Here is a 21,393-nt window from a genome sequence, read left to right as displayed (position 1 = left end):
TCGGACAGCACGCGGCCGGCGGCGGCGAACGCGATGTCATCGACCAGCGGCGCCCAGTTGCCCGGATGCACCCTGCCTCCGTGGGTCCGGCGGGCTACATATGCCTCGTTCGTCGCGATCCGGCGGACCGTGACCGCTGCCCACTCGGCGCCCTTCGGTGACGGGATCCCCTCGTTGTTGAGCGTGGTCGCGATCCTGGTCAACGGCGTGGCCTCGCCTACCTCCCGGATGATCCGGGCGACCACCGGCGCCGTCACCGGGTCCGGGTACTGCGCGACCAGCTTTTTGGTCTCCGGGTCGTACTCCCGCCGATAGCCATACGGCGCCGACCCCTGCGGACGGCCCTTACGGATGCCCCCGGCCACCCCCCGACGGACCCGCAAGGAGATCTTCTTGGTCTCGGCTGCCGACCGGATGCCTTCTTCGGCGAGCGTCTCCCAGTCACGGGCGTTGGCCATGTCATAGGTCCGGTCATGGCTGGCAACCCTGATCAGTACGCCGTGGTCCTGGCAGTAGTCCAACAACTGCGACCACTCCGTCAGCTTCCGATCACCACGGGACGCCTCCCACAGCCACAGGGCGTCCCCCCGGCCGGCACGCAGATCGGCCAACAGCCGCGCCCAGTCCTCCCGGTCCCGGCGGGCGAACTCGGACGCGGAACGGCCGTTGTCGGTGTAGACATCGACCACGTCCCACCCAAGGTCGGCGCAGTCCTCCCGGCCCTCGGACTCCTGGTCACTGACCGACTTCCCGTCGTCCAACACCGACCGACGCGCATAGATCAACGCGGACCGCACATCCGCGCGCGCGAGGATCGCCGAGACTGCTTGCCTACCAGTACCCATACTGATAATTGTAGGTAGTAACCGACATGACGTCTGGGCCGCGTGTCGACGGACAAGTCGAGGCCCCAAGGCCGGGCTCTGACGTACCGACCTTGAGGCCCGGCGCGACGGGCGACAACGGAAGGCCCCGGCACCGGTGGGCCGGAACCAGCGGGGTCAGAACGCGCGGGGGTGGAAGTCGGTGAGCGAGCAGGTGAGGGTGAGGACGCCGTCCGCCCGGTAAGTACGGCCGGACGGGAAGACGGAGCGGACGAGGGACTGGGCGGCGACGTTCTCCGCGAGGATCTCGGCCGCCAGGGTGGTGAGGCCGAGCTCGGTGGCGCGGGCTCCGAGCGCGGTCAGCAGCTGGCGGCCGACGCCGCGGCGGTGGTGCTCGTCGACGACCTCGACGGCGATCTCGGCCGTGCCCGGGCCGGTGCGGGAAAGCCGGGCCATGCCGACCGGACGCGGGCCCTCGGACGTGCACAGCTCGGCGACGAGGGCCAGCCGGTCCTGGCCGTCGACGTCGAGCAGCGACGCGCGGAACCGCTCGGACAGCCGGTGCAGCGGGGCGTGGAACCGCAGGTAGCGGCTGCGCTCCGACAGGCCGGCGAACAGTTCGTCGAGGATCGCGCCGTCGTCCGGGGTCAGCTCGCGGACCATCGGGAGGGCCCGTCGGATGGCGCGGCGCGAGCACGGCGAGGTGGCCGGGCGGCGGGCCTGGCCACCTCGCTGGCGGGGGATGCCGCCCGGGCCGCCGCTCTGGCCGGCGGCGCGGGCCTGGGCGCGGACTGGCGGGTAGGTGGAAACCGTCATGTAACAAGTGCAATCTAAGGAGCCCGGATCGTCGGCCCACCGTCGTCTCCTGGACGCCCCGGTCACACGGTCGCGCGCTCGACACCCGCCGTCTGGCCCGCCGCGTCCGCCCAGCCGCCGATGAGCGCACGCTTCTGGCGATCAAGAGCCGTCGTGGGGGCGGTGACGTCCTCGATCATCAGAAGTGCGCACCGCTCGGAGGTTCTTGTCTGTTTTGTCCCCGAATTCCGCCCAGAGTCGAGGATCTAGGCGTGGACCGGCGCCGAACGGGCTGGAGATCGCCGATCGGGCGCGCGAATCGGCGCTTCGCGACCCGCGCACGCGGGAGCCACGCGAAGCGCGGTGGGCCCCGAAGCGCGGTGGGCCCCGAAGCGCGGTGGGCCCCGGGTGTCAGGGGCCGTGGAGGTCAGCCGGCCGGCGTGCCCAGACGGGGGCCGGGGCGGAAGGCGATGCGCAGGGAGTTCGGGGCGCGGGTGAGGGTGTTGTGGAAATGAATTTCGCTGTCGTCCGCGACCTTTATGTCGTCGAGGCGCCGGGTGAGCTCCTCCAGCGCGACGCGCAGGTTCAGCCGGGCGACGTTGGAGCCGAGGCAGCGGTGCGGGCCGGCGCCGAAGGCGACGTGGCGGTTGGGGGAGCGGGCGGCGTCGAACGCGTCGGGGTCGGTGAACTCGTCGGCGTCGTGGTTGGCCGAGGCCCAGTAGAGCAGCACCTTGTCCCCGGCCTTGACCTGCCGGCCACCGAGCTCGACGTCGCGGGTCGCGGTGCGGGCGATCGCGCTGAACGGGGAGTCGAGCCGCAGCAGCTCCTCGACCGCGCTCGGGATCCGCTCCGGCTCGGCGCGCAGCAGGGCCGGGATCTCCGGGTGGCGGGTGAACCGCAGCATGGTCAGCCCCAGCGCGCCGGCCGTCGTCTCCAGCCCGCCGAGGACCAGCAACTGGACGATGCCGACGGCCTCCGCCTCGTCGAGCGGCCGGCCCTCGTGCTCGGCGGCCAGCACCGCGTCGACCACGTCACCGCGCGGCGGGCCGCCCCGCCGCTCCTTGAGCAGGTTCGTGATCCAGGCCGACAGGCCCGCCCAGCCCTCCTTGGCCCGCGGGTGGTTGGGCACGGACGACACCGAGGCCATCTCGGCGACCTGCGCGATCTCGTCGCGCGGGGCGTGCAGCGCCAGGTCGAAGAACGTGACGCTGGGAAACGGCCGGGCGAACTCGTCCATGAACTCGCACTCGCCGCGTTCGATGAACCCGTCGATGAGCTGGGTGACCAGCGCGCGGGCCGGCTCCTCCCAGTGCGCGATCGCCTTCGGCGTCAGGTGCGCGTTGACCATCCGCTTGTAGACCCGCTGCTCCGGCGGGTCCACCTCGACCGGGATGTTGCGGACGGAGCCGCGGTACGGCGGGATGTTCAGCCCCTCGGTCGAGGTGAACGTCTCCCAGTCCTGGGCGACCCGCAGCACGTCCTCGTACTTCGTCACCACCCAGAAGCCGCCGTGGGCCTCGCTGTGCGCGACCGGGCAGAGCGAGCGCATCCTGGCCAGCGTCTCCGGTAAGACCGGGGCGAGCTCGGGCGCCACGTGGTTGAACTCCCGCAGGCACCACTCGTCCGGCATCGGCTGGGCCGGGCCCGCGGCCGGGGCGTCGGCCGCGGTCGCCGACGACGATGCTTGGTCCATCGATCCTCCAAGGTCAGTGTCGGCGGCCGGCGGCGCGCCGGTCAGTCCGTCTTGATCCAGACGGCCTTCACGTTGAGATAGGAGTCCAGCGCGTGCTGGCCCATCTCCCGGCCGTAACCGCTCGCCTTGTAGCCGCCGAACGGGACGGCCGGGTCCATGTCCAGCATCGTGTTTACCCACACGGTGCCGACCCGCAGCTCGCTGGCCAGCCGGTGCGCCTTGCCGACGTGCTGGGTCCACACGCCGCCCGCCAGGCCGAACGGGCTGTCGTTCGACCGGGCCACGGCCTCCTCGAGTGTGTCGAACGGCAGCACGCTGGCGACCGGGCCGAAGATCTCCTCCCGGGCGACCCGCATGTCATCGCGCACGTCGGCGAGGACGGTCGGCGCGACGAAGTAACCCCTGGCCAGGTCGCCGTCGGTGAGCCGGTGCCCGCCGGCGGTCGTGCGCGCCCCCTCGGCGCGGCCGAGCTCCAGGTAGCCCACGACCCGGTCGAGCTGGCGCGCGGACACGACCGGCCCGATCGCGGTGTCCGGGTCCAGGCTGTCGCCGACGCGCAGCCCGGCGGCGAACGCGGACATCCGCTCGACGAACTCGTCGTAGATCGGCCGTTCGACGTAGACGCGGCTGCCGGCGCAGCAGATCTGGCCCGAGTTCAGGAACACGCCCATGGAGACGCCCGGGATCGCCCTGTCCAGGTCGGCGTCGGCGAACACGATGTCCGGGGACTTGCCGCCAAGCTCCAGCGTGACCCGCTTGACGTTGCCGGCCGAGGCCCGAATGATCTCTTGTCCGACGGCCGTCGACCCGGTGAACGCCACCTTGTCGACGCCCGCGTGAGCGGCGATCGCCGCGCCCACCGTGGTCCCGTAACCGGTGACGATGTTCACCACGCCGGGCGGCAGCCCGATCTCGACGAGCAGCTCGCCGAGCCGGATCGCGGCGAGGCTCGCCTCCTCGCTCGGCTTGAGCACCATCGTGCAGCCGGTCGCGAGCACCGGCGCGATCTTCCAGATCGCGTTGCTGATCGGCCGGTTCCACGGCACGATCGCCCCGACGACGCCGACGGGTTCCTTCTGGGTGTAGGTGAGCACGTGGCCCGGCAGCGAGTTCTGGATCGTCTCGCCCTGGATCTTCGTGGCCCACCCGGCGAAGTAGCGCAGGACGCTCGCTTCCCACGAGGTGCGCGCCTTCGTGCGGAGCGGGCCGATCGGTACGCCCATGTCGAGCGTCTCGAGGACGCGGAGGTCCTCGAAGTCGCGCTGGACCGCGTCGGCGAACGCCCACAGCAGGTCCTGGCGCTGCCGGGGGGTCATCCGCCGCCACGGGCCGCCCTCGAACGCCGCTCTCGCCGCCGCGACCGCGCGGTCCACGTCCGTGGCGTCGCCCTCGGCGAGTTCGGCGATGACCTCGCCGGTGGACGGGTTGACGCTGGTGAAGGTCCGGCCGGACGTCGCCTCGACCCACTCGCCGCCGATCAGCAGCTTCTTCGGGCCGGTGTTCAGAAACGGGAGCGCCAGCGCCCCCACGGGTGGGATGACCGTCGTCACGGGTCTCCCTAACCGAGCAGCTCGTAGAAGTGGACCGCCGGCGGCGGGTCGAGCGAGAGCGCGTCGCTGACGGCGCCCTTCGGCCGGGCGCGCATCGCCGTCATCGCCGCGTCCAGGTCGTCCGCCTCGACCTCGTAGATGGCCAGGTAGCCGGGCGTCGACGCCGGCGCCTTGATCGGGCCGGCGTCACGCAGCCGGTAGCGGCGCGCGGCGGTGAACCCGGCGCAGGCGAGCATCTCCGGGAGGTGCTCCTCGTCGTACCACCGGTTGAACTCGTCCTCGCGCTCCGGGCTCGCCGGGCTGGAATGCACGATCATGATGCCTCTGGGCACGGCGCGCTCCCGGGGGACGGGCCGGTCGCCGGCGGCCGGCCGCGAGTTGGCAGTCTAACAGGGTGAGCAATCACTCTCTAGCCGTCGAACGGGCGACGGCTCCCTGGCCGCCGCCCGTCCCGGCTCGCGGGCGCGTCAGGCGCCCGGCACCAGCGCCGGCGGCAGGCCGATGCTGCGCTTCTCCAGGAAGCCTTCCAGCCCCTCCGGGCCGAGCTCGCGGCCCAGCCCGGACTGCTTGAACCCGCCGAACGGCACCAGGGGGAACGGCGGGTAGCTGCCGTTGACCGCCACGCTGCCGGTCCGCAGGCGGCGCGCGACCGCCAGCGCCCGGGCCGGGTCGCCGCTCCACACCCCGCCCGACAGGCCGTAGTCGGAGTCGTTGGCGATCCGGACCGCGTCCGCCGCGTCGTCGGAGTCCTCGTAGGGGATGAAGCTCAGGACCGGCCCGAAGATCTCCTCGCGGGCGATCCGCAGGCCGTTGTGCACGTCGCCGAGGATCGTCGGCGCCACGTACCAGCCCTTCGGCAGGTGGGCGGGGCGCTTCCCGCCGGCCACGACGCGGACGCCGTCGGCGACGGCGCCGGCGATGAGGCCCTCGACCCGGGCCCGCTGGCGCTCGGCGACCAGTGGGCCGACGATGACCGCCGGGTCGTGCGGGTCGCCGACCGGCTCCGCGTCGGCCGCCGCGCCGGCGATCGCCAGCGCCTCCTCGTAGCGCGACCGCGGCACGAGCACCCGGGTGTGCGCGCCGCAGACCTGGCCGGACAGGTGCATGCCGCCGTGCACGACCGTCGGGACCACCGTCGCGAGGTCCGCGTCGTCGAGCAGGATGGACGCCGACTTGCCGCCGAGCTCCAGGGACACGCGTTTGACCTGCTCGCCGCACAGGCTCATGATCCGCTTGCCGGCGGCGGTCGACCCGGTGAAGGCGATCTTGTCGACGCCCGGGTGCGTGACCAGGTGCTCGCCGACCTCCCGGCCGCCCGGCACCACGTTGACCAGGCCGGCCGGGACGCCGGCGGCCTCCATCGCCTCGGCGAAGACGTAGGCGGACAGCGGCGACTCGGGCGCGGGCTTGAGCACCACCGGGCAGCCGGCGGCGAGCGCCGGCGCGGTCTTCCACGCGGCCAGCGTGATCGGGGCGTTCCACGGCACGATCGCGCCGACGACGCCGACCGGCTCCGAGGTCACGATCCCGGCGCGCGGGCCGGCGGTGACCAGCCGCTCGAACTCGTAGGAGCGGATCAGCTCGGCGTAGTAATCGAAGACGACCGCGACGAGGCCGGTCTGGGCGGCCTTGGACTGGCTGGCGGCGCAGCCCATCTCGTCGGTGGTGACCCGCGCGATCTCGTCCTCGCGCTTGCGCAGCTCGGCGGCGGCGCGGGTGAGCACCTCGGCCCGCTCGGCCGGACTGGTGCGCGGCCACGGGCCGTCGTCGAAGGCCGCGCGCGCGGCGGCCACGGCCCGGTCGATGTCGGCCGTCGTGGCCGCGGGGACCCCGCCGACGGGTGCCTCGGTCGACGGCGAGATCACGTCGAGCGTCTCGGTGCCGGCGGGCTCGGCCCAGGCACCGTCGATGTAGAACGTGCGCCGGTACAGCTGGGACTCGCTCACGTCGCCTCCCGGTAGATCGTCCAGGCGACCGTAGCACTAGGGAGCGAGCACTCGCTACCGTTAAGTATGTGAGGGCTCACTTGGGGAGCTGCCGGTTAGCGGCGGCGCCGGCCGGGCTCCATCGTCGGGAAGAAACCGTGGACGGTGCCCTCCGTGACCAGGCTCACCGCGCGGTCGCGGTTGAACAGGTCGTTGTGCCGGCTCTCCAGCGCGAGCACCAGGGCGATGCCCATCACGGCCCGGGCGGAGATGTCCGGGGACTCGAACTCGTAGCCGTAACGGTCCTCGACCTCGCGCCAGGCCTCGGCGAGGCGGTCCATCGCGACGGTGAAGTGCTTGCGGTAGAACCGGCGCGCCACCTTCGGGTCGCCGAAGAGCACCAGGCCCAGCAGCGGGAGGATCTCCTCCAGGGTCGCGATGAGCTGCCGGTACAGGCCGTTGAGGGTCTCCAGCTGGCGCTCGGGGGTCAGCGGCTCGTCGAGGTCGACCACCTGGGTGGCCGCGACCAGTTCGTCGACCGCCTGGCGCAGCGGCTCGAAGACCGCCTCGTAGAACAGTTGGTCCTTGCTCTCGAAGTGGCGGTAGATCACGCCTTCGCTGATCCCGCCCCGCTCGGCGATCTGCTTGATGGTCGTGCCGTTCATGTCGCCGGTCTCGACGAACGCCTGCCGGGCGGCCTTCAGGATCGAGCTCTTGCGCGCCTCGGCGGTCAGCCGTCGCGGCCGCGGTCTGGCCTCTGGCTCGGCGGGCACGGTCGTGCTGGAAGACGGGACTGTCTCAGTCATCGGTCCTCCCGGTGCGCTGCACCATCCATCGGCCCATCAGCTCGTTTCACCACCGCGATCTCCGGGCGTTCCGAGCCGCCGGGCCGGCCCAGACCGGCCGGGCTCGCCGGTCGGGTCGACCGGCTGAGCTGGCTGACTGGGTTGGCCGGTTGAGCTGGCCGGTTGAGCACGGGAAATCCGCCAGGTGAATGAACGTACGCTATCTTACCCCACCCGATCTTGAATCCTGTCGCCTTCCGCGCGGGCAAGATTTACCCTGATCTCGACGTCGACGTCGGTGACTTGACACGCGGGGAACGGCGATCTTAGGCTCCGTGAAAAATGAGGGCTCACTTACTCGTGGCGAGGTCGCCTTGTGGCAAGGTCATCTCGTGGCGAGGTCACCCGGAGGCCGGCGAGGTCACCCGGAGGCCTGAGCCGTGTCGCCTGGCGGGAGCAAGGCCATGCATGACGTCGTGATCCGCGGCGGTGAGGTCGTCGACGGCACGGGAGCGCCGCCCCGGCGGGCCGACGTCGCCGTCGACGGCGGCCGCGTCAGCGAGGTGGGCGTGGTCACCGGGCGGGGCCGCCGCGAGCTGGACGCGAGCGGGCGGCTGGTGACCCCCGGCTTCGTCGACATCCACACCCATCTCGACGCCCAGCTGTTCTGGGACCCGGTGGCGAGCCCGTCGAGCTGGCACGGGGTGACGACGGTCGTCCTGGGCAACTGCGGGGTCACCTTCGCGCCGGTGCGCCCCGGCCAGGAGCGCTACCTCGCGGAGATGATGGAGTCCGTCGAGGACATCCCGGCCAACACGATCATGACCGGCCTCGGCTGGGGCTGGGAGTCCTACGGCGACTACCTGCGGGTGCTCGAGGCCCGCCGCCTGGGCGTGAACGTCGGCGGCCTCGTCGGGCACTGCGCGCTGCGCTACTACGTCATGGGGGAGCGCGGCCTCGACGACGCGCCCGCCACCGACGACGACGTCGCGACGATGGCGGCGCTGGTCGGCGAGGCGGTCGACGCCGGCGCGCTCGGTTTCTCCACCTCCCGCAGCTTCCTGCACACGGTGCCGGACGGCCGCCCGGTGCCCGGCACGTTCGCGCGTCCCGAGGAGCTGGCCGCGATCGCCGGCGCCCTCGGCGCCCGCGGGCGGGGCACCATCGAGGTCGTCCCGCGCATCGGCGAGCGCGACGGGCCCACCCGGCAGAACTCGGTCGCGGAGCTCGCCTGGATGGAGGAGGTCAGCCGCTCCTCCGGCCGCCCGCTCAGCTTCGCGATCACGCAGAGTGACCGCAGGCCGGACCTGTGGTCCTGGGTGATGGAGCAGGTGGCCGCCGCCCGCGCCCGCGGCGCCGACCTGCGCCCGCAGACCTCCGCCCGCGGCACCGGCATCCTCTACGGGCTGGTCGGCCGCACCCCCTACGACGCCCTGCCCGCCTGGGCGGAGCTGGCGGCGCGGCCGCCCGCCGAGCGGCTCGCGGCGATCGGTGACCCGGCCACCCGCGCGCGGCTGGTGGCGGCGGCCGACGAGCCGACGAACTCCGCCGGCCCGCTGGCACCCAAGGACCCGGCCAGGCTCTACCTGCTGCCTCCCGGCCCGGCCGGCTACGACGTGCGGCCGGAGAACAGCCTCGCGGCCGAGGCGGCGCGCCGCGGCACGTCGCCCGCCGCCGCCTTCCTCGACTTCGTCACCGAGACCGGGGGAACCGGGCTCCTCTACTATCCGGTGCTCAACCAGGACCTCGCCGCGGTCGCCGCGATGCTGACCAACCCGGACGTCGTCGTCGGTGTCGGCGACGCCGGCGCGCATGTGGCGCTGACCATGGACGCCGGCCAGTCGACCTACTTCCTGCGGCACTGGGTCCGCGAGACCGGCCTGCTCGACGTCGCCACCGCCGTCCGCAAGCTCACCGGCGAGGGCGCGGCGCTGTTCGGCCTGCGCGACCGGGGCGTGCTCGCTCCCGGCGCGCACGCCGACATCAACGTCCTCGACCTGGAGCGGCTCGACCTGGACACGCCCCAGATGCGCGGCGACCTGCCGCTTGGCGCGCGGCGGTTCGTCCAGCGAGCCCGCGGCTACGACTACACCCTCGTCAACGGAGAGGTTTTCATCGATCATGACGAGCTCACCGACGCACGCGCCGGCCAACTCGTGACGGCGGGCTGACGTGGCGGCCTCCACCGAACAGCGGCCGGCCGGCGACGGGCTGCCCGGCGCGGGGTTCCGGCTGGACGGCCGGGTGGCGGTGGTGACCGGGGCCTCGTCCGGCCTCGGCGCCGCGGTCGCCCGGGCGCTGGCCGGCGCCGGCGCCAGGGTCGCCGTCGTGGCGCGGCGCGAGGACCGGCTTGCCACGCTCGCCAAGGAGATCGACGGGCTCGCGGTCGGCGCGGACCTGCTCGTGCCGGAGCAGGTCGACGCGGTCGTGCCGCGGGTGGCCGCCGAGCTGGGCGGCCCGGAGATCCTGGTCAACGCGGCCGGCAACGTCTTCTCGGAGGACCGGGCCGAGGACGAGCCGGCCGACGCGGTCGCCAGCACGCTCGCGCTCAACCTGGTCGCGCCGTTCCGGCTCTCCCAGCAGGTCTTCGGCCACATGAGGGCCGCGGGGCGGGGCGCGATCACGAACGTCTCGTCGATCAGCGGCCGGGTCGGCATCCCCGGCATCCCGCAGGCCTCCTACGCGGCCAGCAAGGCCGGGCTGTCCGGGCTCACCGCGGAGCTCGCCGTCCAGTGGGCGCGGCACCGGATCCGGGTGAACACGGTCGCGCCCGGCTTCTTCCGCAGCGAGATCACCGAGAGCCTCTACGCCACCGAGCGGGGCCAGACCTGGTTGCGCCGCAACACCCCGTTGCCCGACGACGGGATCGCGCAGGACATGGTGGGCGCGGTGCTGTGGCTCGTCAGCGACGCTGGCCGCTACGTCACCGGGCAGACGATCGTCGTCGACGGGGGCTGGACCGCCCGCTAGCCCACCGCGCGCCGGCCGGCCCGGCGGCCGGTCCGATCGGTGGCCCGGCCGGTCGGTGGCTCGTCAGGCTGGTGGGTGCGGCGGCCGGTGGGGGAAGCGGTCGAGGCTAGGAGGAGGCCGACAGATGGAGTACGACCTGGGTCCGGCGGCGGCGGCGTTGCGCCAGCGGCTGCGCGGGCTGGTCGGTGAGCACGTGCCGGCGGACTACCTCGGCGCGTTCACCGCCGACCCGGCGGACCTCGCGATCGCGCAGCGGTTCTGCGCGACGCTCGCCGAGGAGGGCCTGCTGTGCCTGGCCTGGCCGGAGGAGTTCGGCGGCCGCGGCGCGTCGCTGTGGGAGCAGACCGTCGTGCGCGAGGAGATGTGGGCGGCCCACGAGCCGCGCGGCGCCCAGTACATGGGGGTCAACTGGGTCGGGCCGACGATCATGCGGCATGGTTCGGCGGAGCAGCAGGCTCGGCATCTGCCGCCGATCGCGCGCGGTGAGGTGATCTGGTGCCAGGGCTTCTCCGAGCCCGGCGCCGGCTCCGACCTCGCCTCGCTGCGCACCGCCGCCCGCCAGGACGAAGCCGGCGACGGGCGGGGCGGCCGGGCGTGGCGCGTCTACGGGCAGAAGATCTGGACGTCGTACGCCACGATGGCGCAGTGGTGCTTCCTGCTGGCCCGCACCTCGACGGGCGGGCGCAAGCAGCAGGGGTTGACGATCTTCCTGGTTCCGATGGACGCGCCCGGGATCGAGGTCCGCCCGATCGACTGCATGATGGGCCCGCACCATCTCAACGAGGTGTTCTTCGACGGCGTGCGGGTGACCGAGGCGGACGTGCTCGGCACCGTCGACGCGGGCTGGGCCGTCGTGCAGGAGGTGCTGGCCTTCGAACGGGTCGGCATCGCGCGCTACGCCCGCTGCGAGCGGCTGCTGCAGGCCGCGCCGGTGGTGCTCGGCGACGCCTGGGCGGACCTGCCGGCGGCGCTGCGCGGCCGGTGGGCGCGGATGCTGGTGCATGCGCGCCGCGCCCGGCTGCTCGCGTACCGCGTCGTCGCCAGACAGGGCACTGGCCAGGTCAGCCCGGTCGACTCCGCCGCCTACCGGATCGCGGTGACGAAGCTCGACCAGGACAGCGCCGAGGTGCTGGTGGAGATCATCAACCTCGTCGAGCTGGAGGGCGCCGAGGCCGACTACTTCCGGCGCGAGGTCGAGGACCACGCCCGTTACTCGGTCTCGGCGACGGTTGCCTCCGGAAGCATCGAGATGCAGCGCATCCTGCTCTCCCGCGCGCTCACCACCGCCTCCGGCCCGCTGGGGACCGCGCCGGCGCGAACGGTCGCGACCTCGTGAAGGACATCGCGAAAGACTCCTGGATGATCTTCGTGGCCAAGTTTCGATCTTCTTCTCGACCGACCTCGGCGAGGGGTCCCCGCCGATCTGCCTGCCGAGCCGTGATCGGGGGGAATGTTCATGACCGGGTCTGAGACGGGTCTGGCAGATCGGTGGGGTAGCGGCGGCGTGGAGCTGGAACTGTCGGCGGAGGCGGCCGAGTTCGGGCGGACGGCGCGCCGCGCGCTGGAGGACGCCGGCGGCGACGAGCTGGTCCAGGCGGCGGAGCGGGAGCCCGCGCGGCGCGCCGACCTCGTCGCGCCGCTGCTCACCGAGCTTGGCGCGTGGGATCTCGACGCCCGGGGGAGCGCGGACGAGCTGGAGGCCGCGGCGGCGCTGTGCCGGGCGGCCGGCTGGTGGGCGCTGCCGTACCCGGTCGCCGAGCGGCTCGCCCGCCCGGTCGACCTGGACGCCGACGCGTTGGTCGTCGTCGCGGGCGCGGCGCCCTCGGCCCCGGTCGCGGGCCTGAACCTGCGGCTCGCCGCCGTCACGCTCGACGGGCGGCGCGCCCTGGCCGCCGCCCGCGAGCCGGCGGGCGGGCCGGCCGGCGACCCGCGCAGGACGGCGTTCGTCACCCGACTGGACCTCACCGCGCTCGATGGCGCGCTGGGCGAGGCGACACCGGCCGACCTCGCGCTGGGGCTGGTGCTGCCGTGCTGGACGCTGCTCGGCATGCTCGACCGGGCGATGGCGCTGACCAGGACCTACATCCTGGAGCGTGAGCAGTTCGGCCAGCCGCTGGCCCGTTTCCAGGGGGTGCAGTTCCAGCTGACCGACGCCGAGGTGGAGCGCGCCGGGCTCGCGGAGCTCGCCGGCTACGCGCTGTGGAGCGTCGAGACCGGCCGGCCGGAGGCGGTCGACGACGCGCTGGCTCTTCGGCTCGCGGCCGTCGAGGCGGCCGACGTCGTGTTCCGGGTGACCCACCAGCTGCACGGGGCGATGGGCTTCTGCGACGAGACGACGCTGTCGTGGCTGTCCCGGTACAGCCTGCCGCTTCGGCGGCTGCCGCTGGGCGCCTCGGCCACCGCCGACGCGCTCGCCGCGCGCCTGGGTCGGCGCGGCCTGACCGGGATCTTCGGCCCGAACGCCGACGCGGTGCCAGCGTGAGCGCGGGAGCAAGCGAGCGGAGGTCTCGTCCGAGGTACGAGGACGAGGCCGGAGGGAGCGCGGCGACGGAGCGAACTCGAGAAACAGTGAGCGCGGGAGCGAGCGTGGCGACGGGGCGAACTCGAGAAATGACGAGCGTCGCGCCGGCCGCCCGCGACCTGGCCGAGTTGCGCGCCGAGCTGCGCGCCTGGTGCCGGGCGAACGTGCCGACCGGCTGGCGGCGAGCGCAGACCGGCATCGGTGACGAGGAGTTCGTCGCGTTCCAGAAGGACTGGTTCCAGCGGCTGCGCCGCGCCGGCTACGCCGTGCCGCACTGGCCGGCCGAGTGGGGCGGCGGGATGTCGGCGGCCGAGCAGATGGTGCTCTACCAGGAGCTGGCGGCGGCCGACGCGCCCCGGCTGGTGCTGGCCTTCGTGTCGATCCACCACGCCGCGTCCACCCTGCTGACCGCCGGGACGGACGAGCAGCGCCGCAGGCACCTGCCCGCGATCCTGGACGGCGAGCTGTGGGTGCAGGGCTTCTCCGAGCCCGAGGCGGGCTCCGACCTCGCGAGCCTGCGGACCACGGCGAGGCGGGAGAGCCGGCCCGGCGGAGACGTCTTCGTCGTCAACGGGCAGAAGCTGTGGGCGAGCGGCGCCGTCCACGCCGACTGGTGCCTGCTGCTGGCCCGCACCGACCCCGCCGCGCCGAAACGGCGCGGCATCTCGTACTTCCTGCTCGACATGTGCACGCCCGGGCTCGACGTCCGCCCGATCCGCAACGCGATCGGCGACGCGCACTTCTGCGAGATCTTCCTCAACGACGTCGAGATCCCGGCCGAGAACCTCGTCGGCCCGGAGAACGCCGGCTGGCAGGTGGCGCAGGCGACGCTCGCCGCCGAACGGGGGATGACCATGCTGGAGCTGGCCGAGCGGCTCGGCAACGTCGGGCTGCGCGCGCTGGTCGACACCTGCCGGACCCCCGGGCCGGACGGGCGCCGGCCGATCGACGACACGCTGGTCCGGGACCGCCTCGCCGGGTTCGACGCCGAGATCGCCGGGCTGCGGGCGCTGTGCCGCGACCTCGTCGAGCGCCACGACACCGGCGCCGTCGGCCCGGCCGACGCCTCGGTCGTCAAGGTCTACTACAGCGAGCTGCTCCAGCGCCTCACCGGATTCGGCGCCGAGATCGCGGGACTCGCCGCCCACACCGAGCTCGCCAAGCCGGCCTCGAGCGGCTGGGAATCGGGCGCGTGGCTGCTGGACTTCCTCGGCTCCTGGGAGTGGACCATCCCGGGCGGCACGAACGAGATCCAGCGCACGATCATCGGGGAGCGGGGCCTCGGCCTGCCCAGGGAGCCGTGACGACATGAGCACCTATTCAGCGACGACGGTGTCAGCCACGACGGCACCGGCCACGGGCGCGGCCACGGACGAGGCCGAGCAGCTGCGGGCCGAGCTGCGCGCGGTGGCGCGCGACCTGCTCGCGAGCGGCGCGGCGCCGTCAGCGGGGACGCCGTCAGCGGGGGAGCGCAAGGACGACGGTGAGGCCGACTGGGCCCAGCTCGCCGAGGCGGGCTGGCTGGGCCTCGAGGTCCCCGAGCAGCTCGACGGCGCCGGCGTCACGTTCGCCGAGACCGCCGTCGTCTGCCAGGAGCTGGGCCGCGCCGCGGTCCGCGCGCCCTACCTGGGCACCGCCGTGCTCGGCGCCGGCGTCCTGCTGGCGGCCGAGCCGTGCGCCGGGCGCGACGAGCTGCTGGGCGCGCTCGCCAGCGGCGCGCCACGGCTCGCGGTAGCGCTGCCCACCGGCGACGCGGCCCTCGGCGCCCGCGCCGCCGCGGTGTCCTTCCGGCTGGCCGGTGGGGCGGGCGGGGCGACGACGCTCGACGGGCGCGCGGACTTCGTGCCCGACGCGGCCGGGGCCGACACGCTGCTGGTGCCGGCGCTGGACGAGGCCGGCGCGCCCGTCGTCGTCCGCCTCGACCCCGCCCAGCCGGGTCTCGAGGTCACCGAGACGCCGGTGCTGGACGTCAGCCGCGGCGTCGGCTCCGTCGCGGCGGCGGGCGCCGTGGTCGACCCGGGCGCGGTGTGGCCGCTGGTGGGTGACGGGTGGTCGGCCCTGCGGCTGCTGCATGCGCGGGCCGCGCTCGCCGTCGCCTGCGACGCCCTGGGCGTGGCCGAGGCGATGATGGAGACCACCGTCGCCTACGTCGGCGTGCGTCAGCAGTTCGGCCGGCCCATCGGCTCGTTCCAGGCCGTCAAGCACGGCTGCGCCGACATGTTCATCCAGGTCTCGGTCGGCCGCGGCCTCGTCGCCGACGCCGTGCGCGCCCTGGCCTCGGTGGGCCAGGACGTCGGCGGCGCCACCGCGCCAGATCTCGCGGAGGACCTGGCGGCGGTCGAGACCGCCGTCTCCCGGGCCAAGTCGTACGTCGGCGCCGCCGCCGTCGACGTCGCCGGCAAGGCCATGCAGCTGCACGGCGGCATCGGCTACACCTGGGAGAGCGGCGTTCACCGCTACCTCAAGCGTGCCGCCCTGTCCCGCTCCCTCTTCGGCTCCCCGGCCGCGCACCGCGCCCGCCTGGCCCGCCGCTTCGACTGACGGTCCAACGGCCCGGGACTTGTCCGTCACAACGCGAGTTATGGGTCGCGTGCTGCCGGACAAGTCGAGAGTGATGGTGACCCCGCGATGGTCAGGGCCGAGGCCGGGTGGACCGGCTTCCGACTTGTCCGCTGATTCGCGAGCTGTGGACCGCGTTCTGACGGACAAGTCTGGGGCCGGCAGTCCCCGGCGTGGAGGGCGAGGGCGGCCGGGCGGGTCGGGACGCGGACTTGCCTGCCGATCCGCGAGCCACACCTCGCGGAACGACGGACAGGTTCGGGCCGGTGGCTCGGGGGATCCGGGGCATACTCCCGTCCGGCTCGCCGCCGGGCTCCTCGCCGGAGTCCCGCTGTCCCGGGTGGTTCGACCAAGGACCCGGTCGTTCGGCCGAATCGGATCTGGCGCCGACCGGCGTCCTCTGGTTAGCATGTGAGCGTTCGCTCTCTTAGGAGGCCTTGTGTCGTTCAACTGGTTCGTCTCGGTCGACGACCACCTCATCGAGCCGGCTCGGCTGTGGCAGGAGCGGCTGCCCGAGCGCTGGCGGGACACCGGGCCGCGGATCGTGCGTGACGGCGAGTCGGAGTTCTGGGTCTACGAGGACCGCCAGATCGTCACCACCGGTCTGAACGCGGTGGCCGGCAAGACGCGCGAGGAGTTCTCGCCCGAGCCGATCACCTACGAGGACATGCGGCTCGGCTGCTACGACCCCGCGGCGCGGGTGGCCGACATGAACCAGGGCCACGTGCTGTCGTCGATCCTGTTCCCGAGCTTCCCGCGTTACTGCGGCCAGGTCTTCCACGAGGCCAAGGACAAGGAGCTCGGCCTGCTGTGCGTCCAGGCCTGGAACGACTTCATCCTGGAGGAGTTCGCCGGTGACCACCCCGGCCGCTTCATCCCGATGATGATCATTCCGCTGTGGGACCCGGCCGCGGCCGCGGCCGAGATCGAGCGGACGGCGGGGCTCGGCGGCAAGTCGATCGCCTTCTCGGAGAACCCGACCAAGCTCGGCCTGCCGTCGATCCACTCCGGCTACTGGGACCCGGTGTTCCAGGCGTGCAACGACACCAGCTACGTCATCTCGATGCACGTCGGCTCGTCGTCGAACCTGATCCGCACCTCGGCGGACATGCCGACGCTGGCGTTCATGGCCTACTCGGCGGCGGCGAACCAGGCCGGCACCCTGCTCGACTGGCTGTTCAGTGGCATCTTCCCGAAGTACCCGAACCTGAAGATCGCCCTGTCCGAGGGCTCGATCGGTTGGATTCCGTACTTCCTGGAGCGGGCCGAGCAGGTCATCGACAAGCAGCGGTTCTGGGCGTCACGGTTCGACATCGACATGAACGCCTCGCACGAGCGCGGCGAGGCGAAGGGCGCGGCGTCGTTCGACCTGGACACCGACATCCGCAAGCTGTTCCACGACCACGTCTACGGCACGTTCATCGAGGACAACGCCGGTCTGCGGCTGCTCGACGTGATCGGCGAGGACAACGTCATGCTCGAGTGCGACTACCCGCACTCGGACTCGACGTGGCCGGACACCATCTCGATGGCGAACAAGTGGCTGGGTCACCTGCCCGAGGACGTCCAGCACAAGATCACGGTCGGGAACGCGGCCCGCGTCTACAACTTCACCCCGGCGGACCCGGCGACCATCCCCGCCTAGGCGGGGCGCCCGGACCGGGCGCCCAGGTAAACAGGGCGCCCAGGCAACCCGAGCAAGGCGCCCAGGTAAGAGGTCAGGCAGGCGGGAAGAGGAGACGGTATGGACCGGGAAGCGTTAGAACACGGCATCGCGCGCCGGCTGCTCGACCACATCGAGCACCGCACCACGGACATGGCCGACGACGTGCTGGAACTGCCGGTCGACGTCTACTCGGCCGAGCGGCAGGCCGAGGAGACCGAGGCGCTGTTCCTCGACCAGCCGCTCGTGCTGTGCCTGTCGGGGGCGCTGCCCGGCCCGGAGACCTACCGGACGGTCGACATCCTCGGCACCCCGGTCCTGCTGACCCGCGACGGCGACGGCCAGGTGCACGCGATGTTCAACGCCTGCCGGCACCGCGGCGTGCGCCTCGTCGACGGCGCCGGCGAGGCGATCCGCCTGACCTGCCCCTTCCATGCCTGGACCTATGGCCTTGACGGGAAGCTCGGCCGCATGCCCGTCCCGGAGGGCTTCGCCGGGATGCGCAAGGAGGACAAGGGCCTCGTGCGCCTCGAGGTCGCCGAGGGCTATGGCCTCATCGTCGGCCGCCTGCGCCCGGGACCGCCGATCGACATCGACGAGTACCTCGGCCCGGAGCTCGCCGGCGAGCTCAGCCTGCTGGACTTCGCCAGCTGGGAGCCGCACGGCGAGCCGCACACCCACCGGGTCGCGGCGAACTGGAAGGTCACGCTCGACACCTTCCGCGAGAACTACCACTTCAACTACCTGCACAAGACGACGCTGGCGAGCTACGCCTTCGGCGGCGTGCTCACCTTCGACGCCTTCGGCCGCCACCTGCGCAACGCCTCGGCGCTGCGCTCGATCGTCGAGCTGAAGGAGCGGCCCGAGGGGGAGTGGGCCGACGTCAACCAGCACTTCAGCTACCAGTACGCGCTGTTCCCGAACGTCAGCCTCACCTTCGACGCCCGGCACGTCGAGCTGTGGCAGATCCTCCCGGTCGACGAGAGCACCTCGGAGGTCGTGCACACGGTCTACCTGCGTCCCGGGCTGTCCGACGAGGAGCGGTCCAAGGCCGTCGACATGGCGCCGTGGATCTGCGAGACCGTCGTCGACGGCGAGGACTTCTGGGTCGCGGGCCGCACCGAGCCCGGTGTCCGGCTCGGCCTGCTCGACACCGTCGTGTTCGGCCGCAACGAGCCGGCGCCGCAGCACCTGCACCGCGGCTTCGAGGACGTGCTCGCCGAGTACCGGGCCCGCCGCGCCGCCGAGGCGTCGGCATGACCGGCGCCGGTCTGGGCGAGGTCATGGGCCTCGCCGCGTCGACGGTGGCGCCCGCCGCGTCGGACGCCGTCGCGGTGGTCAACGAGATGGCCCGCCGGTTCCAGTCGGGCGACCACGAGGGTGCGCGGGCACTGATGCACCCGGACATCCGGGTCCAGCAGCCGGCGTCGCTGCCGCACGGCGGCTGGCACACGGGGGCGGCCGGCCTGGCCGCGATGAACGTCGAGGCCGCTCGCCACTGGGACCGCGCGATCACCAATCCGGTGGTCTTCGGCGAGGGCGCCCGCGCCGTCCAGATCACCACCCAAGTCTGGACGGCCAAGGCGACCGGCCGCTCGGCGAGCGTCGACGTCATCGAGGCGTTCGCGGTCGCCGACGGCCAGATCGTCGAGATTCGCGTCTTCCAGCAGGACACCCACCTGCTGCTTGGCCTGCTCGCGGCCGAATAGCCCGCCGCGGGCGCCGGGCGCGCCCGGCCGGGAGGCACCTCCCGGCCGGGGACACCCAGGGCGCTGGGCGCCCGGACCGGCCTACCGCTTCCAGAACGGTCGGCGCGACCGGTCTCTGTCCGGCGTCGCGAGACTCTCGAGGGTCTCGACGGCGAGCGTGAAGCGCCGTTCGACCTCCGTGCGCTCCGTGGTCGGCACGGCCAGCTCGCGGTGCAGCGCGTCCAGCGCGTCCAGCGCCTTCCTCGGCTCGCCGCCGCGCCGCCACTCGGGCAGCGACGCCAGGATCCGTTGCGCGAGCTCCGCCAGCAGCGCGGCCCGCGCCCCCGCGTCCTGCCCGCCGGCGCCGCGCAGAAGCGCCAGCTGGTCGGCCACGAAGGCGGCCAGCGTCCGCGCGCCCGGCGCCGAGCCGGTCGTTCCCGACCCGGCGGGCGGCCGTGGCACCGGCCCTGCCCCGCGCCCGGACCAGGACCCGGGCCGGGATCCCCCCGGTCGTGGGGCGGCGGCCGGCGGGGGCGCCTTGAGGAAGTCGGGCACGTCCAGTTCGGCGCTCATGGCCGAGTACTCCGCCTCGGGCTGCGCGGCCAGCGGGGGCGGCCCGGCTGGCGGGGGCGGCGCGGCCGGGGACGGCGGCGGCGCCCCACCGGCCGGGCCCGGCCGGCCGCGCACGCTCATGCGCTTCATCGGTGCCGCCAGGCGCGCCATCGCGGGCGCCGCCATGACCGGCGGCGCGGCGGCCACCGGCGCGGCCCAGCCGCTGGGGGACTCGACCGGCTGGGTCACCCGGTGCATGGCGCCACTCTCGTTGACGACCCGCTGGTCGACGGCGATGAAGGCGGTGAACCGGGAGAGCACGCCGAAACGCAGCGACGTCTCGACGATGGTGGTCTCCAGCCGGTCATGCTCGCGTCGCTCGGCCTTGGCGACGACGTACTGGTCCTCCAGGTCACGGATCCGCGCCCGCGCCCACAGCGCCGTCAGTCCGCGGTTCGCGCTCGGCGTCGCGGGAACCGTCGCCTCGAAGGAGGCGTCCCCGGAGCCGGTGTCCTCGGAGCCGGCCGCGGGGACGTCACCCGTGACGGTGACCGTCCCCGTCGGCGTTCCGGTGTAACGGCCGGTGATGACGACCGGGGCGCCGGGGAAGAGGTCGGGCAGCGGCGTCGGCGTGAGCGAGCCCGGGTCGATCGTGAGACCCGCACCCGGAGCCGGGGCCACGAGCCGCACGCCGGTGACCAGCGGCGTGTCGATCCGGCGGTGGATGGCGCGCATCGCGTCGTCGAGCCGGTCCTCCGACTCGACCAGCTCGCAGCGCCCGCCCGGCCCGGCCAGCCGGCGCAGGAACGCCTCGTTCACCGCCCGGTCGATGCCCACCGTGTGCACCCGCACGGCGGCGAGGCCGGCGGCGAGCTCGCGCAGCAGCTGGTCCTCGTTGCCCACCTGGCCGTCGGTGACCAGCACGACGACCCGGTCGCGGCCCTCGTCGCGCAGCAGGCGGGCGGCCTGGCGCAGCGGTGTCAGCAGCTCCGTCCCGCCGCGGGCCTCGAGGCCGCCCAGGAACTCCACGGCCCGGAACCGGTTGCGGTCGCTGGCCTGCGTGAGCCCGGACGGCAGCAGCGGCGGAGTGTCGACGCGGTTGTCGAACGCCAGCACGGCGAACCGGTCGGTGCCCCGCAGCGTGTCGACGATCCGCCCGGCGGCCCGGCGCGCCGCGACCATCTTCCAGCCGCCCATCGATCCGGACCGGTCGAGCACGATCACCACGTCGCGGTCGCGCGCCGGGACGGCCCCGGCCGGTGGCAGGAGCGTGAGCGCGAACGTCCCGCCCGGCGACGCCCCGCCCTCGCCCCGGCCGTCGCCGTCGTCGCTCACCGCGTCCGGCAGCACCGCCAGTGACGTGCTCACCGCGTCGCCGCCGTCGAAGGCCAGGCGCAGCAGGAAGTCCCGGTCAGCCCGCTCGCCCGGCTCCAGCCGGACGCGCAGGCCGTCCGCGCGCCGTTCGGTGATCACGGTGTGCAGGCTGGACGCGACGGCGGCCAGGGGCAGGCCCGCCGGGTCGACGTCCACGGTCACCGACAGCCGCACCGGGTTGGGGAAGCCCGGGAGCAGCACCGGCGGGCTGATCCGCGAGGCGTCCGGCACCGCGTCGGTGTCGGGGGCTACGCCGTCGCCGACCTGCTCGCCAGCCAGGGGGGCGCCGGGGACGTAGCGTGGAGCGACCACGAGGGGGAACCGGAAGGTCGCCGCGCCGTCCTCGTAGGGCAGCTCGCCCGCCAGGGTGAGCCGGACCGTGACGCGCTCGCCGGGCAGGATGTTGCCGACCCGCATGGTGAAGACACCGGGGCGCTCCTCCTCGGCGATCGACGCGCGCTTGCCCCCCGCGCAAGCCCCCGCGGTGTGGGGGG

Annotated in this window: 17 protein-coding genes; 9 read left to right on the top strand and 8 right to left on the bottom strand. The window is 73.5% G+C overall.

Going from position 1 to position 21,393, the window contains the following annotated elements; translation table 11 throughout:
- From I6A81_RS11215 to I6A81_RS11185, 7 genes are all read right to left on the bottom strand, one after another.
- A partial coding sequence (locus I6A81_RS11215) for a recombinase family protein (protein WP_203005599.1) occupies positions 1 to 845 on the bottom strand: 845 nt, incomplete at its 3' end.
- 156 nt (positions 846 to 1,001) lie between these two features.
- Positions 1,002 to 1,640, bottom strand: coding sequence for a GNAT family N-acetyltransferase (locus I6A81_RS11210; RefSeq protein WP_203005600.1), 639 nt, complete (start codon positions 1,638 to 1,640; stop codon positions 1,002 to 1,004).
- 406 nt (positions 1,641 to 2,046) lie between these two features.
- Positions 2,047 to 3,312 (bottom strand): cytochrome P450, encoded by a 1,266-nt coding sequence (locus I6A81_RS11205; RefSeq protein ID WP_238430087.1) that lies wholly within the window; start codon positions 3,310 to 3,312, stop codon positions 2,047 to 2,049.
- Positions 3,313 to 3,353: 41 nt separating this feature from the next.
- Positions 3,354 to 4,862 carry an aldehyde dehydrogenase family protein gene (locus I6A81_RS11200; protein WP_203005601.1) on the bottom strand — a complete coding sequence of 503 codons (1,509 nt, stop codon included), beginning with the start codon at positions 4,860 to 4,862 and terminating at the stop codon, positions 3,354 to 3,356.
- Positions 4,863 to 4,870: 8 nt separating this feature from the next.
- The gene (locus I6A81_RS11195; RefSeq protein WP_203005602.1) at positions 4,871 to 5,194 is read right to left on the bottom strand and encodes a DUF4286 family protein; all 324 of its coding nucleotides are present in this window, start codon (positions 5,192 to 5,194) and stop codon (positions 4,871 to 4,873) included.
- A gap of 135 nt (positions 5,195 to 5,329) precedes the next feature.
- Positions 5,330 to 6,808, bottom strand: a complete 1,479-nt coding sequence (locus I6A81_RS11190) for an aldehyde dehydrogenase (protein WP_203005603.1) — start codon at positions 6,806 to 6,808, stop codon at positions 5,330 to 5,332.
- 95 nt (positions 6,809 to 6,903) lie between these two features.
- Positions 6,904 to 7,593, bottom strand: a complete 690-nt coding sequence (locus I6A81_RS11185) for a TetR/AcrR family transcriptional regulator (RefSeq protein ID WP_203005604.1) — start codon at positions 7,591 to 7,593, stop codon at positions 6,904 to 6,906.
- Positions 7,594 to 8,036: 443 nt separating this feature from the next.
- Between I6A81_RS11185 and I6A81_RS11180 the strand changes: the two genes are divergently transcribed.
- The 9 genes from I6A81_RS11180 (at position 8,037) to I6A81_RS11140 (ending at position 18,994) form a co-directional block, all read left to right on the top strand.
- Positions 8,037 to 9,743 (top strand): N-acyl-D-amino-acid deacylase family protein, encoded by a 1,707-nt coding sequence (locus I6A81_RS11180; protein ID WP_203005605.1) that lies wholly within the window; start codon positions 8,037 to 8,039, stop codon positions 9,741 to 9,743.
- A gap of 1 nt (position 9,744) precedes the next feature.
- Complete coding sequence (locus I6A81_RS11175) at positions 9,745 to 10,542, top strand: SDR family NAD(P)-dependent oxidoreductase (RefSeq protein ID WP_203005606.1); 798 nt, start codon at positions 9,745 to 9,747, stop codon at positions 10,540 to 10,542.
- Between the two features lie 124 nt (positions 10,543 to 10,666).
- Positions 10,667 to 11,878, top strand: coding sequence for an acyl-CoA dehydrogenase family protein (locus tag I6A81_RS11170; RefSeq protein ID WP_203005607.1), 1,212 nt, complete (start codon positions 10,667 to 10,669; stop codon positions 11,876 to 11,878).
- Between the two features lie 120 nt (positions 11,879 to 11,998).
- Positions 11,999 to 13,024, top strand: a complete 1,026-nt coding sequence (locus I6A81_RS11165) for an acyl-CoA dehydrogenase family protein (RefSeq protein ID WP_203005608.1) — start codon at positions 11,999 to 12,001, stop codon at positions 13,022 to 13,024.
- 128 nt (positions 13,025 to 13,152) lie between these two features.
- Positions 13,153 to 14,367 (top strand): acyl-CoA dehydrogenase family protein, encoded by a 1,215-nt coding sequence (locus tag I6A81_RS11160; protein ID WP_203005609.1) that lies wholly within the window; start codon positions 13,153 to 13,155, stop codon positions 14,365 to 14,367.
- A gap of 4 nt (positions 14,368 to 14,371) precedes the next feature.
- Positions 14,372 to 15,604 (top strand): acyl-CoA dehydrogenase family protein, encoded by a 1,233-nt coding sequence (locus I6A81_RS11155; RefSeq protein ID WP_203010170.1) that lies wholly within the window; start codon positions 14,372 to 14,374, stop codon positions 15,602 to 15,604.
- 457 nt (positions 15,605 to 16,061) lie between these two features.
- On the top strand, positions 16,062 to 17,267 hold the full coding sequence (locus I6A81_RS11150) for an amidohydrolase family protein (RefSeq protein WP_203005611.1): 1,206 nt from the start codon (positions 16,062 to 16,064) through the stop codon (positions 17,265 to 17,267).
- Positions 17,268 to 17,366: 99 nt separating this feature from the next.
- Complete coding sequence (locus tag I6A81_RS11145; protein ID WP_203005612.1) at positions 17,367 to 18,545, top strand: aromatic ring-hydroxylating oxygenase subunit alpha; 1,179 nt, start codon at positions 17,367 to 17,369, stop codon at positions 18,543 to 18,545.
- A complete protein-coding gene (locus I6A81_RS11140; protein WP_238430089.1) occupies positions 18,542 to 18,994 on the top strand; it encodes a nuclear transport factor 2 family protein in 453 nt (150 codons plus the stop codon). The genes I6A81_RS11145 and I6A81_RS11140 overlap by 4 nt, the downstream gene beginning before the upstream one ends.
- 81 nt (positions 18,995 to 19,075) lie before the next feature.
- Here the strand turns inward: I6A81_RS11140 and I6A81_RS11135 are convergent.
- On the bottom strand, positions 19,076 to 21,393 hold a 2,318-nt coding region (locus tag I6A81_RS11135), incomplete at its 5' end, for a VWA domain-containing protein (protein WP_203010169.1).

The organism is Frankia nepalensis (assembly GCF_016786325.1).
In the GTDB taxonomy this organism is placed as follows: Bacteria; Actinomycetota; Actinomycetes; order Frankiales; family Frankiaceae; genus Pseudofrankia; species Pseudofrankia nepalensis.
The sequence above is the reverse complement of the archived record's forward strand: the minus strand, read 5'-3'. Positions and strand labels throughout refer to the sequence as shown.

Coding starts and splice junctions, on each gene's coding strand:
- I6A81_RS11170 (WP_203005607.1), top strand. CDS start 10,667: ATGGAGTACGACCTGGGTCCGGCGGCGGCGGCGTTGCGCCAGCGGCTG.
- I6A81_RS11180 (WP_203005605.1), top strand. CDS start 8,037: ATGCATGACGTCGTGATCCGCGGCGGTGAGGTCGTCGACGGCACGGGA.
- I6A81_RS11210 (WP_203005600.1), bottom strand. CDS start 1,640: ATGACGGTTTCCACCTACCCGCCAGTCCGCGCCCAGGCCCGCGCCGCC.
- I6A81_RS11205 (WP_238430087.1), bottom strand. CDS start 3,312: ATGGACCAAGCATCGTCGTCGGCGACCGCGGCCGACGCCCCGGCCGCG.
- I6A81_RS11165 (WP_203005608.1), top strand. CDS start 11,999: ATGACCGGGTCTGAGACGGGTCTGGCAGATCGGTGGGGTAGCGGCGGC.
- I6A81_RS11185 (WP_203005604.1), bottom strand. CDS start 7,593: ATGACTGAGACAGTCCCGTCTTCCAGCACGACCGTGCCCGCCGAGCCA.
- I6A81_RS11140 (WP_238430089.1), top strand. CDS start 18,542: ATGACCGGCGCCGGTCTGGGCGAGGTCATGGGCCTCGCCGCGTCGACG.
- I6A81_RS11160 (WP_203005609.1), top strand. CDS start 13,153: ATGACGAGCGTCGCGCCGGCCGCCCGCGACCTGGCCGAGTTGCGCGCC.
- I6A81_RS11155 (WP_203010170.1), top strand. CDS start 14,372: ATGAGCACCTATTCAGCGACGACGGTGTCAGCCACGACGGCACCGGCC.
- I6A81_RS11145 (WP_203005612.1), top strand. CDS start 17,367: ATGGACCGGGAAGCGTTAGAACACGGCATCGCGCGCCGGCTGCTCGAC.